The organism is Thiobacillus denitrificans, assembly GCF_001530125.1.
Classification (GTDB): domain Bacteria; phylum Pseudomonadota; class Gammaproteobacteria; order Burkholderiales; family Thiobacillaceae; genus Thiobacillus; species Thiobacillus denitrificans_C.
Map to the genome: position 1 here is coordinate 61,597 of NZ_LDUG01000003.1, position 14,108 is coordinate 75,704.

The following is a 14,108-nucleotide window of genomic DNA, read 5'->3' on the forward strand; positions in this document are numbered from 1 at the left end:
AACCGCTCACCACAGAGGCACAGAGACACAGAGGCACAGAGGCACAGAGGCACAGAGACACAGAGACACAGAGACACAGAGACACAGAGACACAGAGGTAAAACCGGTTTGGGCGCTGTGCGTGGAAAGTCGAGCGTTTGCCCTGTATGGTTTTTCGAGGATTTTCTCCGTGTCTCTGTGCCTCTGTGGTGAAAATCTTTTGACAACCTATGTCTTCCCCTGACCGCATCAACAACGAACCCGGCTTCATCCTCCACACCTATCCTTTCAAGGAAACCAGTGTGGTGGCGGAGGTGTTCACCCTTAGCCACGGGCGCGTGGCGCTGATCGCACGCGGTGCGCGCCGACCGACCTCGGCCCTGCGCGGGCTGATGCAGCCATTCACCCCGCTGCTGCTGTCGTGGTTCGGTAAATCCGAACTGAAAACCCTGCACGCCGCCGAATGGCAAGGCGGCCTGATCGCCCCGCAGGGGCGCGCGCTGATGTGCGGGTTTTATCTGAATGAACTGCTGCTGCGCCTGCTGGCGCGCGGCGATGCGCACGAACAGCTGTACGACCGCTATGCCGATACCCTCGACCAGTTGGCGAACGAGGCTTGCGGCACCGATTACGAGCGCATCCTGCGGCGCTTCGAAAAAAATCTGTTAAGTGAAATCGGCTATGGCGCCACCTTCGACGTCGATGCAGACAGAGGGACGCCGATCGAACCCGGTGTCCGTTATGTGTTCCAGCCCGAACGTGGCGCGCTGCGCGAGAATGGACAACCCGGCTGCCCGGTCTCGGGCCAGACGCTGATCGATCTGGCGGCCGGCCGCTTCGAACGGCCAGCGACGCTGGCCGAGGCCAAGTCCTTGATGCGCACCCTGATCGACCACACCCTGGGCGCGAAGCCGCTTTATACTCGCCAGCTGTTACGCGAACTCACAGAATTGAATCCACTCGGCTGAACCCGTGAGCATCTATCTCGGCGTCAACATCGACCACATCGCCACCCTGCGCCAGGCGCGCAAGACCCGCTACCCCAGCCCGGTCGAGGCCGCGCTGATGGCGGAAACCGCCGGCGCCGATTCGATCACCCTGCATCTGAGGGAAGACCGTCGCCACATCCAGGATGCCGACGTCGCGATCCTGCGCCAGATGCTGAAAACAAAAATGAATCTGGAAATGGCGGTGACCGAGGAAATGCTCGGCATCGCCATCGCCACGCGGCCGCAGGATGTCTGCCTGGTGCCGGAAAAGCGCGAGGAACTCACCACCGAAGGCGGGCTGGACGTCAAAGGCCAGATGCCGAAAATCGCCGGCGCCTGCAAGCGGCTGCGTGATGCCGGAATTCGCGTCTCGCTCTTCATCGACCCCGACTTCCCCCAGCTCGACGCCGCCCACGCGGCCGGCGCGCCTGTCGTCGAAATCCACACCGGTGCCTACGCCGACGCCGAAACCGACGAAGCGCGCGTACTGTAGAGTTCGAGCGCATCCGCACAGCTGTCGCCTACGGCCGCAGCCTCGGCCTCACGGTCAACGCCGGGCATGGCCTGACCTACCACAACGTGCAGCCGATTGCCGCACTGCCGGGTATCCATGAACTCAACATTGGCCATGCGATTGTCGCGCAGGCGCTGTTCGTGGGCTGGAAGGAAGCGGTGGCGGAAATGAAGCGGCTGATGGTGGAGGCGGCCGCTGGGTAAACTGCCGGCCGGACACTGGGCGCGCTGCGCGCCCAGCCCGCGGAGTTGGCCTGATCGGGACTCAGCGAAGCTCGACGGCCGTTGTCATGATTTCACCCCTGCCGTATTTTGCGGTGGCGCGAGGCGGGCGATCAGTACCTTGTCCACCCGGTTCCGGTCCATGTCCATGACCTCGAAACGCCAGTTTTCCCATTCGAAATGATCGGCCACGGCAGGAATATGTCCTAGCATGTGCATGATGAACCCGCCCAGGGTGTTGAACGCATTCGCTTCCTCGCCAGGCAGGTCTTCGTCGATCTCCAGAGCCGACTTGAGCCGCTCGATGGCCACGCTTCCATCCACCAGCCAGGAACCATCCTCGCGTTCGACCACGTCCTGTTCATCAGGTGAATCGTAGGTAGGCAATTCGCCCACGATGGACGTCAGCACGTCGGTAAGCGTCACCAGGCCTTCCAGATCGCCGTATTCATCGACGATCAGAGCGAATTGCATGCGCGCCTTGCGGAAGCTTTCCAGCAACTGGGTCGTGCTGACGCTGTCCGGGACATACAGTGGCGCGCGCAAGACCGCTTCGATATTCAGCGGCCCACCGGCCAACGCGGGTTTGAGCAGGTCGGAGGTGCGCAGAATGCCCGCGATGTTGTCAAGCCCGCCGCGGCAGACCACGATGCGCTCATACGGGCTTTCGGCGATCAGGCGGCGAAACTCGTCTTCGGGGTCATCGAGATCGATCAGATAAATGTCGGTGCGGTGAGTCATGATCGTGCCGATGCGTTGCTCGTCCAAACGCAACACATTGGAGACGATCCCCTGTTCGCTTTCATGGAACACCCCAGCCTCGGCACCCTGCCCCATCAGCACGTTGATTTCATCGTCGGTCACCGGCGGTTCGTCCTTGCGGCGCGCGCCCATCATGCGCAACAGCAAGCTGGAGGATGCAGACAGCAGCCACACCACGGGCCGCGTGAGGCGCGACAACATGTTCATGGGCCGTGCGATCAGGGAGGCGATGCCTTCCGGCGCCATGAGTCCCAGCCGTTTGGGAACCAATTCGCCGACGACGACGGAAAAATAGGTGAGGCCGAGCACTACCACCGTGAGCGCAATGCCTCTGGCATAGGGCCCGACCAGGGCGAACTGGCCCAGCCAGGCAGCCAGTGGATCGGCCAGTGCGGCCTCGCCGATGGCGCCGCTGAGAATGCCGATGGAGGTGATGCCTACCTGGATGGTGGAGAGGAAGGTCGAGGGTTCGGCGTGGAGGGCAAGCGCCGAGTGCGCGCCGGGGCTACCGTCGTCGGCCAGCCGACGTAGGCGGACCCGGCGCGAGGACACCACGGCGATTTCCGACATGGCGAAAACGCCGTTGAGCAGGATGAGGAACAGAAGTAACGCTATATCCATATACAAGTCGCCCGTTGCCCGATGGCATGCGACTCTGGTGTGATGCAGGCGGTATTTTACCTGAAAACCCTGTGGTCACAGGTGCGACAACGGGTGGCGCGGTGTCCGGCAACACCGCCTGAACTTTTGCCGCAGGGGGCATCTCGCCCTGAACCAGAGCAGCTTTGGCTGGGCGCTCGCGCGCTTCGATGGCCGTGCCGTCACGGCTGATGTGGCCGATGAGTTCTTCCCCGAGGGATGCCCTGATCAGGGATTCGTGAACGCGCTCGGCCAGACGGCTCTGCGCAAACTCGGCAAAGGCGCGGGAGAAGGTGGCTTCATCGGGCAGCTTTTTCCAGCGCGAGAAACCGCAGATGCCCTAAAGGATTCTTTTCAATACCCCCTTGAGGGGTACTCCGATCCGCTATGGGCTAAAGCCCATGCGGAGTCGTATGCGGCGCAGGGCGCGATCCACGGTCAAACGCTCAATCAAGGCCACGGTGGTCGGCAGCTCCAGCACGGCCTCGGCGACAAAGCCGTTGGCGAGCGCGCTTCGATCCGCGGGCGGACGCCCAATCCCGTGCCAGGCGGGTACGAAGTCTTCGATACGCGTCCATTCGAGGATGTGGATCAGCTTCGTGAGTTTCGGCGTCAGCCCTTCAACTTCCCGGCCCAGGCCGGGGATCATTCTTGGACAACCGTCCAGCGTTGCAGGAGTCCAGTGCGTTGCGTAGTATTCATGGCGGGCGTCCGATGTGTGTCTTGATAACCCGCATCTTGCCAGCAATGGCGGCGCCCAAACCAGCTTCTTGCAGCAATAATTCAACCGTGGATGGGGGGGATTGCAACTACCTCAAGTGAAATCGGCTGCGGCGCCACCTTCGACGTCGACGCCGGCAACGGGACACCCATCCAGGCCGAAGTACGCCATGTATTCCAGCCCGAACGCGGCGCACTGCGCTCGACCGGGCTGCCCGGCTGCCCGGTCTCGGGTCAGACCCTGATCGATCTGGCGGCCGGCCGCTTCGAACGGCCAGCGACGCTGGCCGAGGCCAAGGTCTTGATGCGCACCCTGATCAACCACATCCTCGGCGCGAAGCCGCTTTATACTCGCCAGCTGTTACGCGAACTCACCGACCTTACACCATGAGCATCTATCTCGGCGTCAACATCGACCACATCGCCACCCTGCGCCAGGCGCGCAAGACCCGCTACCCCAGCCCGGTCGAGGCTGCGCTCATGGCGGAAACCGCCGGCGCCGACTCGATCACCCTGCATCTCAGGGAAGACCGCCGCCATATCCAGGATGCCGACGTCGCAATCCTGCGCCAGGTGCTGAAAACAAAAATGAATCTGGAAATGGCGGTGACCGAGGAAATGCTGGCGATTGCCTGCACCACGCGGCCGCAGGATGTCTGCCTGGTGCCGGAAAAGCGCGAGGAACTCACCACCGAAGGCGGGCTCGATGTGGCCGGCCAGTTGCCCAAAATGCAGGCGGCCTGCGCGCGGCTGGCGGAGGCCGGGATTTGCGTGTCGCTGTTCATCGATGCCGACTTTGCGCAGCTCGACGCGGCGCACGTGGCCGGCGCGCCGGTGGTCGAAATTCACACCGGACATTACGCGGATGCGCCGAGCGACGCTGCACGCGAGATTGAATTTGAACGTATCCGCCAGGCCGTGGCCTACGGTCGCAGCCTCGGCCTCACGGTCAACGCCGGGCATGGCCTGACCTACCACAACGTGCAGCCGATTGCCGCACTGCCGGGTATCCATGAACTCAACATTGGCCATGCGATTGTCGCGCAGGCGCTGTTCGTGGGCTGGAAGGAAGCGGTGGCGGAAATGAAGCGGCTGATGGTGGAAGCGGCGCGCTAACTCAGTCTTAGCGGCGCTTGTTCCACCACCAGTAGCCGCCGATGATGAGTGCGACGAAGGCGATGACGCCGAAGGTGATGTGGTGCTGGTATTGCTGGATCAGCGCTTCGTTGCCGCCCAGAAAATATCCGAACAGGGTGAGGACGAGCGACCACAGCCCGGCGCCGAGGCAGGTGTAGAACGCGAACGCGCCGGGGTTCATGCGGGTGAGCCCGGCGGGGATGGAAATCAGGTGGCGGATGCCGGGAATCAGGCGGCCGGTGAAGGTGGAAATCGCGCCGTGCCTGAAGAAAAACGCATCGGTCTTGTGCAGCAGTTCGGGCCGGACGAAGAAATAGCGACCCCAGCGTTCGAGGAAGGGCCGTCCCACCCACATCGCCACCGCGTAGTTGAACGACGCCCCGGCCAGACTGCCGCCGGTGGCGGCGAGCACGATCAGCCCGAAGTTCATCTGCCCCTGGTACGCCAGATAGCCTGCCGGGATCAGTACCAGTTCGCTCGGCACTGGAAGCACCGTGGACTCCAGCGCCATCAGAATGAAGATGCCGGGGTAGCCCCAGCCGTTGACGGTAGCGAGGATCCAGGTGATGAAGTCGTGGAGCATTTTTAGAGTGGAGAGTCGAGGGCCGAGAGCCGAGAGTGTGAAGCGGGGCGGTTTTGCACTCCGCTCTCGACTCTCGGCTTCTAGTCACACAACCGCTTCTTCCTTCTTTTCCACCGGCTTGATGAAGTGCTCGCGCTTGACGCCGAACATCAGCAGCAGCGGCGAGGCGACCAGCACCGACGAATAGATGCCGAACATGATGCCGATGGTGAGCGCGAGCGCGAAGTTGTGCAGCGCCTCGCCGCCGAAGAACAGCATCGACAATACCATGATCTGCGTCGATCCGTGGGTGATGATGGTGCGGCTCATGGTACGGGTGATGGCGTCGTCGATGATGTGGGGGATGGTCGCCCCGCGCATCTTGCGGATGTTCTCGCGGATACGGTCGAATACCACCACCGACTCGTTCACTGAGTAGCCCAAAACCGCCAGCACGCCGGCCAGCACGGTGAGGGTGAACTCCCACTGGAAAAAGGCGAACACGCCGAGGATGATGACGATGTCGTGCATGTTGGCGAGCATCCCCGCCACCGCAAAACGCCATTCGAAGCGGATCGCCAGGTAGGCCATGATGCCGAAGGCGACCACCAGCAGCGCCAGGGCGCCGCTGTCGTAAAGCTCCTTGCCGACCTGCGGGCCGACGAAATCGACCCGCTTGAGCTCGACCGTGGAGTCGGCAGTTTGCAATGCCGACATCACAATGTTGCTGGTTTCTGCAGCATTCGCGTCATGCTTCACCGGCAGGCGGATCAGTACGTCGTGGCTGGTGCCGAAATTCTGTACCGAGATCTCGGGCAGTCCGGTCTTTTCCAGTGCGCCGCGGATTTCAGGCATGTTGGCGGGCTGATCGTAGCTGACCTCGATCAAGGTGCCGCCGGTGAAATCGACGCCGAGATTGAGGCCCTTGTCCCAAAGTGCCCACACCGAGAACAGGAAGGTGAGCAGCGAAATCGCGGTTGTCACCTTCCCCCAACTCATAAAGGGGATGGTTTTCTTGAACGGGAAAAATTCCAGCATGACGTGCCCTTAGATCGAGACTTTGGCCAGCCGTGTCTGGCGGCCATAGGTGAGGTTGACCATGGCGCGCGACACGGTCACCGCGCTGAACATGGAGGTGAGGATGCCCAGACACAGCACCACCGCAAATCCGCGCACCGGGCCCGACCCCAGCCAGAACAGCGCAATGCCGGCGATCAGGGTGGTGAGGTTGGAGTCGAGAATGGTGGCCCAGGCGCGTTCATAACCGGCGTGGATAGCTGCCTGGGGGGTGGCGCCGCTGCGCAGCTCTTCGCGGATGCGTTCGTTGATCAGCACGTTGGCGTCGATCGCCATGCCGAGCGTGAGCGCGATCGCCGCCATGCCGGGGAGGGTGAGCGTGGCCTGAATCATCGAGAGCAAGGCGATCAGGAAGAATCCGTTGATGGCGAGCGCGATCGACGAGAACAGCCCGAACACGCGATAGTAGATCGTCATTAACAGCGTGACGGCAAGGAAGCCCCAGAGGTTGGAGTGGAAGCCTTTTTCGATGTTCTCTGCGCCCATGCTGGGGCCGACAGTGCGTTCCTCGACGATCTGCATCGGTGCGGCGAGCGCGCCGGCGCGCAGCAGCAGGGCAACGTCGGAGGCTTCCTGTGCGGACTCCATGCCGGTGACCTGCACCCGGCCGCCGCCGATTTCCTCGCGGATCACCGGCGCCGTGATGGCTTCGACGCGGCCTTTTTCGATCAGCAGGATGGCCATGCGCTTGTTGACGTTTTCGCGCGTCACGTCCTTGAAAATGCGCGCGCCCGAGCCATCCAGGTTGATGTGTACCGCAGCCTGGCCAGTGGCGTTGTCAAAGCCCGGCGTGGCGTTGGTGATCGAGTCGCCGGTCAGTACCACATCTTTTTTCACCGCGATCAGCGTGCCCTCCCGGGTGGGAACGATATCCGTGCCAAACGGCGCCTGGCCCTGCGCCAGCGCCAGCGGGTCGGCCAGCTCGTCGACCATGCGGATTTCAAGCGTGGCCGTGCGTCCGAGGATGTCCTTGGCCTTGGCGGTGTCCTGCACGCCGGGTAGCTGCACCACGACGCGGCTGGCCCCCTGCTGCTGGATCACAGGTTCGGCCACGCCGAGCTCGTTGACGCGATTGCGCAGCGTGGTGATGTTCTGCTGCAGGGCAAATTCCTGCACCTGTTTTTCGGCTTCCGGCTTCAGCCGCGCGGTCAGGGTGAAGGCTTCAGCCTGGTCTTCGGCGGTGTAGGCCAGGTCGGTGAACGCCGTGCCCAGTTTGTTGATGGCAGCGTCGCGCTGATCGCGGGTGGCGAAATGCACGCTCACCGCATCGCCTTCGCGGCTGATGCGGCCGTAGCGGATCTTGGCGCTGCGCAGTTCGGCACGGAAATCGTTCTGGTAGCGGATGGCGGCCTTTTCCAGCGCCGCCTTCATGTCCACTTCCAGCAGGAAATGCACGCCGCCGCGCAAGTCCAGGCCAAGGTACATCGGCATCGCGTTGATCGCCGACAGCCAGGCCGGGGAGGCCGGTAGCAGATTCAGTGCCACCGTGTAGCGCTCCCCCAGACCTTTCTGCAGCACGTCCTTGGCCTGGATTTGCAGGTCGGTGCTGGCAAGGCGTGCCTTGATGCTGTTGCCTGACAGTTGCACCCCGCTATAGGCGACATTGGCCGCCTTGAGCAGCGACTCCACCTGCCCCAGCAAGGCGGTGTCGACCTTTTCCGTGGTGCGTATCGGCGATACCTGCACCGCCGGCACTTCGCCAAAAAAGTTGGGCAGGGCGTAGAGGAAGGCGACCACCAGCGTGATGCCGATGACGATGTTTTTCCAGAGTGGGAAGCGGTTCATGGTTTAGCCGACAGCGGTGAGCCGGAATAGGTGGGTGAAAGGGGCGGCCGAGCCGCTCGCCCTGATACTTACAGGCCCTTGATCGTACCTTTCGGCAGCAGGGTCTGGATCGACTGCTTCTGCACGTGGGTGATCACGCCGTCGGCGATTTCCAGCGATACGTATTGTTCGCCGATTTTGGCGACCTTGCCGACCTGGCCGCTGGCAGTGATGACTTCATCGCCTTTCTGTATTTCAGCCAGCATTTTCTTCTGTTCCTTGGCACGCTTCATCTGCGGGCGGATGAGCATGAACCAGAACAGGATGAAGATGATGATGAGCGGCAAAAAATCCATCAAGCCGGCGGAGGCCGCTGCCGTGGATTGCGCGTGGGCAAGAGAAATCATGGATAAAACTCCCAATCAATACAGATTAATTAAAACCGGGCAATTCTACCACCCGCATGTTTGCATCTCGTGAAACCGCGCCGTGAAATCGGCAAATCGATGGGCCTCGATTGCGGTGCGCATGTCGGCCATCAGGCGGTGGTAGTAATGCAGGTTGTGGATCGTGGCCAGCCGCGCGCCCAATATCTCGTTGGCGCGGATCAAGTGGTGCACGTAGGCGCGGCTGAAGTGGGTGCAAGTGTGGCAGGTGCATTCATCGTCGATCGGCGCGGTGTCGGTTTTCCAGCGCGCGTTGCGGATGCGCATGTCGCCATGCCGGGTGTAGAGGATGCCGTGGCGCGCGTTGCGCGTCGGCAGCACGCAGTCGAACTGGTCGATCCCCTGTGCCACCGCCGCGACCAGGTCGGACGGCGTGCCGACGCCCATCAGGTAGCGCGGCTTGTGAGCCGGCAACTGCGGCGCGGTGTGGGCGAGGATGCGCGCCATGTCGTCCTTCGGTTCACCCACCGAAAGGCCGCCGATGGCGTAGCCGTCGAAATCCATGCCAATCAGCTCGCGCGCCGATTCGTCGCGCAGCGTCTCAAACATGCCGCCCTGCACGATGCCATAGAGCGCGTTGGGGTTACCGGCGTGCGCGGTTTTGGAGCGTTCAGCCCAACGCAGGCTCATCCGCATCGAGTCGGCCGCCTCGCGCTCGGTGGCAGGGTAGGGCGTGCACTCGTCGAAAATCATCACGATGTCGGAATTCAGCGTGTGCTGGATCTGCATCGATATCTCGGGGGTCAGAAACAGCTTGTCGCCGTTGATCGGCGAGGCAAATTTCACCCCTTCTTCGGTGATCTTGCGCAGCTTGCCCAGGCTGAACACCTGGAAACCGCCGGAATCAGTGAGGATGGGCTTGTCCCAGCCCATGAAGCGGTGCAGCCCGCCAAACTTTTCGATCACCTCCAGCCCCGGGCGCAGCCACAGGTGGAAAGTGTTGGACAGCACCATCTCGAAGCCGATTTCGGTGAGCTCAAAAGGCGACATCGCCTTCACCGTGCCGTAGGTGCCGACCGGCATGAACGCCGGCGTCTGCACGGTGCCGTGCGCGAGGTGGAGCTGGCCACGGCGGGCGCCGCCGTCGGTGGTGAGGAGATCGAATTTCATGCGGGTGGACGCTTTTCTAAAAACATTGCATCGCCATAGCTGAAGAAGCGGTAGCGTTCGGCAATGGCGTGGGCGTAGGCGGCGCGGATGGTGTCCAGGCCGGCAAACGCGGAGACCAGCATCAACAGCGTGGACTTGGGTAAATGAAAGTTGGTGATGAGCGCGTCGACCACCTGGAAGCGATAGCCCGGCGTGATGAAGATGTCGGTTTCGCTGGCGCCCGCGCGCAAGTCACCAGACTGTGTTGCGGCCTCCAGCGCGGCTGCCTCCAATGCTCGGAGGCTGGTGGTGCCCACCGCCACCACGCGGCCGCCGCGGGCGCGCGTCTCGCGGATCGCGTCGACGGTCGCCTGCGGGATCGTGTAGCGCTCGCTGTGCATCCTGTGCTCGGCGATGTCGTCCACCCGCACCGGCTGGAAGGTGCCGGCGCCCACGTGCAGCGTCACCTGGGCCGTGCGGATGCCTTGCTCGCGCAGCGCATCCAGCATCGCGTCGTCGAAATGCAGGCCGGCCGTCGGCGCTGCCACCGCGCCGGGCTCGTTCGCGTACACCGTCTGATAGCGCGCCTCGTCGTCGGCGGTCGGCGTGTGAGCGATGTAGGGGGGCAGCGGGAGCTGACCGAGCTGCTGCAGCACCTCGAGCACCGGGCGCGGGAAGCGCAACTGCGTCAGGTCGTCCTGCCGCGCCAGCACCTCCACAGCCACATTGTCAGACAGGTGAATGGATGAACCCGGCTTGGGCGCATGGCTCGCACGGATGAAGGCCAGCGCATCGAATTCGCCCGTTACCCGTTCCACCAGCAGCTCGACCTTGCCGCCGGAATCCTTGGTGCCGAACAGCCGCGCCTTGATCACGCGCGTGTCGTTCATCACCAGCAGGTCGTTCGGGCGCAGCAGGGTCGGCAGTTTGCTGAACCAGCGGTCGTGCAGCGTGCCGGACGCCTCGACGTGCAGCAGCCGGCTGCCGCCGCGCACCGCGGGCGGCAGCTGCGCGATCAACTCGTCGGGCAAATCAAAATCAAAATCGGCAACCTGCATGGGGCGCGATTATAGCCGCCGCCTTGCGGCAGGACGCCCGATTCGGCGATAATGCGCGGCTTCTGTCGCCGGACGCATTCGCGTTCGGCCCCTTTGCCGGGATGGCGGAATCGGTAGACGCAGCGGATTCAAAATCCGCCGCTGGTAACAGTGTGGGGGTTCGAGTCCCCCTCCCGGCACCAGTCAATTATTTTAAGCTTCCCTTTCCCGGGCTATAGGCACCGTCCTGTTGTTGCGGCACTATTTGGGTGCATTGTGGTCATTTCTGCCCTACGCTTGAAAAAGGCGATTTTGCCTTGATTGGGTGCGCTTCATGGCTTTGTCATCAGGGGCTCACCGGTTTTGTATAGGGTTTGCGATGGCAAGCACGGTGGCGGATAGGTGTGGCACAGGCGTTGCTAGATAGTTGCTAGATAACAGTCGAATGACAGCCCATGCTGTTGTTGAACGGGAGTAAGGGAATGCCTTTATCTGTAGAGACGTTTCGAGGCGAAACGGGCGCGTTGCATTGGCCGGTTTGTCGCGTGCTGCAGGCGCACCGGATGCAGATGGCGACGACGCACATGCGCGACCTGTTTGCTGCCGACCCGGCACGCGCCGAGCGGTTTTCGCTGCAGGTGGGCGATGTGCTGCTGGACTATTCGAAAAACCGCATCACCGACGAGACCATGGCGCTGCTGCTGCGGCTCGCCGAAGAGGCGGACGTTGCCGGCTGGCGCGAACGCATGTTCGGCGGCGAGAAAATCAACAACACCGAAAACCGAGCGGTGCTCCATGTGGCTTTGCGCAACCGCAGCAATCAACCGGCCATCGTCGACGGCGAGGACGTGATGCCGAAGGTGAACGCGGTGATCGAAAAGATGGGCGCGTTTGCCAAACAGGTACGTAGCGGCGAGTGGCGCGGCTACAGCGGCGAGCGCATCACGGATGTGGTGAACATCGGCATTGGCGGTTCGGACCTGGGGCCGCAGATGGCGGTTCAGGCGCTGATGCCTTACCGCCATCCGCAACTGAAGGCGCATTTCATTTCCAATATCGACGGCGCCCACGTGAAGGAGGCGCTGGAATCGCTGAACCCCGCAACCACGCTGTTCATCGTGGCGTCGAAAACCTTCACCACGCAGGAAACGATGACCAATGCGCACTATGCGCGCACCTGGTTTTTGGCGCAGGCGCAGGATGAGCGCCACATCGTCGGGCATTTTGTCGCGGTGTCGACCAACCGCGAGGCGGTGACGGCATTCGGCATCGACCCCGCCAACATGTTCGAATTCTGGGACTGGGTGGGCGGGCGTTATTCGCTGTGGTCGGCGATCGGGTTGTCAATCGTGCTGGCGGTGGGGGTGGAGCGCTTCGACGAACTGCTGGACGGCGCGCACGCGATGGACGAGCACTTCCGCCATGCGCCGCTCGACCGGAACATGCCGGTGATCCTGGCGCTGCTGGGCGTCTGGTACAACAATTTCTTCGGCGCGGAATCGCACGCCATCCTGCCGTACGACCACGCCCTGCGCAGCCTGCCCGCCTATCTGCAGCAGGCCGATATGGAAAGCAACGGCAAGTCGGTCGACCGCGACGGCAAGGTGGTGGACTACGATACGGGTCCCATCATCTGGGGGGCGACCGGCATCAACGGCCAACATGCCTTCTACCAACTGCTGCACCAGGGCACCCGGCTGATCCCGGCCGATTTCATCGTCTCGGTCGAGCCGCATGACGATCTGCAGGAACACCACGACATTCTGATCGCCAATGTCTTGGCGCAGACCGAGGCGCTGATGCGCGGCCGCACGCGCGAGGAGACGCAGCTTGAAATGGGCTCGCCGCAGACCAGCCCGTTCGTGCAGCACAAGGTGTTCGATGGCAACCATCCCAGCAATGCCATCCTGCTGCAGACGCTCACGCCGCACACGCTGGGCATGCTGATCGCGCTCTACGAACACAAGATTTTTGTGCAGGGCGTGATCTGGAACCTGAATTCCTACGACCAGTGGGGGGTGGAACTCGGCAAACAGCTCGCCAGCCGCATCCTGCCCGAACTGCACGCCGACGCGCCGGTGGACAGCCACGATGCCTCGACCAATGCGCTCATCAATCATTATCGGCGCATGAACCACCCACACACGGATCTATATTAAAAAGATGGAGTTGATCGCAGGCGATATCGGGGGCACCAAGAGCTGGCTGGCGTGGATGACGGGCGAGCCGGACGGGGTGCAGCAGCTGCGTTTCGAGCAGGTGTATTCGAGTGCGGCATTCGCAACGGCGGACGATCTGATTCGCCAGTTCATCGCCGATTCGAAGCTGACAACCGTGCCGGATCGCCTGTTGCTGGCGCTGCCAGGGCCCCTGCACGCGCAACGCGCCACCCTCACCAATCTGGACTGGACGCTCGAGGCCGCTGACATGGGCGCCTCGCTTGGTATTGCCCACGTGCGCTTCATCAACGACTTCCAGGCCGCCGCCGCCGGTGTGGCGACGCTGACTGCCGCTGACGTGGTCGCGCTCAATCCGCAGCCGACCGAGGCGAGTGGCGTGCGCGCCATCACCGGCGCCGGCACCGGGCTGGGGCTGGCTTTCATGCTGGCCGATGCCGGTGGCCGCACCCGCAGTTTCGCCAGCGAAGGCGGGCACATCGATTTCGCGCCGGCCAATGCGCGGCAGCTGCGTCTGCTGGAACAGTTGCGCGCCACCTATGGCCATGTATCGTGGGAGCGGGCGGTGTCAGGATTGGCGATGAGCGATCTGTATCGTTTCTGCTGCGCCGAGCACAATGCCGCGCCGCCCGACGAGCCGGTCGACGGCGCCGCGCTGGTCGCGCGCGCCGGGGCAGGCGATGCCGCTGCCGAAGCCGCGCTCGACCTGTTCATCGATTTATACGGGGCATGGGTCGGCAATGTGGCGCTGCTGCTCCAGCCGCGCGGCGGGCTGTATGTCGCGGGCGGTATCGCCGTTCATCTGCAGGCACGCATGCAATCGCCCCGTTTCATGGCTGCGGCCACCGACAAGGGACGCATGCGCGGTGTGGTCGAGCGCACCCCGATTTTTCTGATCACCAACAGCCGGCTGGGCGTGCAGGGCGCGATTGCGACTGCGTTTGCCACACCTTGATCAATCGTTTCAAATCACCTTTCATTCCAAACCAGCGCAA

The 14,108-nt window shown here is 62.7% G+C and carries 12 protein-coding genes, 1 tRNA gene and 2 pseudogenes; 7 read left to right on the top strand and 8 right to left on the bottom strand.

Annotation, left to right across the window (positions count from 1 at the left end; all coding sequences use genetic code 11):
- Positions 1–209 precede the first annotated feature (209 nt).
- Together recO and pdxJ (ABW22_RS01220) are read left to right on the top strand one after the other, a co-directional pair.
- Positions 210–947, top strand: coding sequence for a DNA repair protein RecO (gene recO / locus ABW22_RS01215; protein ID WP_059751146.1), 738 nt, complete (start codon positions 210–212; stop codon positions 945–947).
- 4 nt (positions 948–951) lie between these two features.
- A pseudogene (gene pdxJ / locus ABW22_RS01220) lies at positions 952–1,685 on the top strand (pyridoxine 5'-phosphate synthase).
- A gap of 84 nt (positions 1,686–1,769) precedes the next feature.
- Here pdxJ (ABW22_RS01220) and ABW22_RS01225 read toward each other — a convergent pair.
- A complete protein-coding gene (locus ABW22_RS01225) occupies positions 1,770–3,086 on the bottom strand; it encodes a hemolysin family protein (RefSeq protein WP_059751148.1) in 1,317 nt (438 codons plus the stop codon).
- 82 nt (positions 3,087–3,168) lie between these two features.
- Positions 3,169–3,806: pseudogene (locus ABW22_RS17900) on the bottom strand (hypothetical protein); the annotation flags it as partial.
- A 91-nt stretch (positions 3,807–3,897) separates the two neighbouring features.
- Between ABW22_RS17900 and ABW22_RS01235 the strand changes: the two are divergent.
- Both ABW22_RS01235 and pdxJ (ABW22_RS01240) read left to right on the top strand, forming a co-directional pair.
- Positions 3,898–4,215: a hypothetical protein gene (locus ABW22_RS01235; protein ID WP_237763186.1), complete on the top strand. Its 318-nt coding sequence runs from the start codon at positions 3,898–3,900 to the stop codon at positions 4,213–4,215.
- On the top strand, positions 4,212–4,940 hold the full coding sequence (gene pdxJ, locus ABW22_RS01240) for a pyridoxine 5'-phosphate synthase (protein ID WP_059751151.1): 729 nt from the start codon (positions 4,212–4,214) through the stop codon (positions 4,938–4,940). The genes ABW22_RS01235 and pdxJ (ABW22_RS01240) overlap by 4 nt, the downstream gene beginning before the upstream one ends.
- 7 nt (positions 4,941–4,947) lie before the next feature.
- Here the strand turns inward: pdxJ (ABW22_RS01240) and ABW22_RS01245 are convergent, their stop codons facing one another.
- The 6 genes from ABW22_RS01245 to queA all read right to left on the bottom strand — a co-directional run bounded on the left by ABW22_RS01245 (position 4,948) and on the right by queA (position 10,957).
- Positions 4,948–5,544, bottom strand: a complete 597-nt coding sequence (locus tag ABW22_RS01245) for a DedA family protein (protein WP_059751152.1) — start codon at positions 5,542–5,544, stop codon at positions 4,948–4,950.
- An 84-nt stretch (positions 5,545–5,628) separates the two neighbouring features.
- Positions 5,629–6,561, bottom strand: a complete 933-nt coding sequence (gene secF, locus ABW22_RS01250) for a protein translocase subunit SecF (RefSeq protein ID WP_059751153.1) — start codon at positions 6,559–6,561, stop codon at positions 5,629–5,631.
- A gap of 9 nt (positions 6,562–6,570) precedes the next feature.
- Positions 6,571–8,385: a protein translocase subunit SecD gene (gene secD, locus ABW22_RS01255; protein ID WP_059751155.1), complete on the bottom strand. Its 1,815-nt coding sequence runs from the start codon at positions 8,383–8,385 to the stop codon at positions 6,571–6,573.
- A gap of 68 nt (positions 8,386–8,453) precedes the next feature.
- Positions 8,454–8,771: a preprotein translocase subunit YajC gene (gene yajC, locus ABW22_RS01260; protein ID WP_059751156.1), complete on the bottom strand. Its 318-nt coding sequence runs from the start codon at positions 8,769–8,771 to the stop codon at positions 8,454–8,456.
- Between the two features lie 45 nt (positions 8,772–8,816).
- Positions 8,817–9,920, bottom strand: a complete 1,104-nt coding sequence (gene tgt / locus ABW22_RS01265) for a tRNA guanosine(34) transglycosylase Tgt (protein ID WP_059751158.1) — start codon at positions 9,918–9,920, stop codon at positions 8,817–8,819.
- Complete coding sequence (gene queA / locus ABW22_RS01270; protein WP_059751159.1) at positions 9,917–10,957, bottom strand: tRNA preQ1(34) S-adenosylmethionine ribosyltransferase-isomerase QueA; 1,041 nt, start codon at positions 10,955–10,957, stop codon at positions 9,917–9,919. Before queA ends, tgt begins: the two co-directional genes overlap by 4 nt.
- Before the next feature lie 95 nt (positions 10,958–11,052).
- Here queA and ABW22_RS01275 point away from each other — a divergent pair.
- From ABW22_RS01275 to glk, 3 genes are all read left to right on the top strand, one after another.
- A tRNA-Leu gene (locus ABW22_RS01275) sits at positions 11,053–11,139 on the top strand.
- A gap of 279 nt (positions 11,140–11,418) precedes the next feature.
- A complete protein-coding gene (gene pgi, locus ABW22_RS01280; RefSeq protein ID WP_059751161.1) occupies positions 11,419–13,095 on the top strand; it encodes a glucose-6-phosphate isomerase in 1,677 nt (558 codons plus the stop codon).
- Between the two features lie 4 nt (positions 13,096–13,099).
- Positions 13,100–14,068 carry a glucokinase gene (gene glk / locus ABW22_RS01285; protein WP_059751162.1) on the top strand — a complete coding sequence of 323 codons (969 nt, stop codon included), beginning with the start codon at positions 13,100–13,102 and terminating at the stop codon, positions 14,066–14,068.
- The last annotated feature ends 40 nt before the right edge of the window (positions 14,069–14,108 follow it).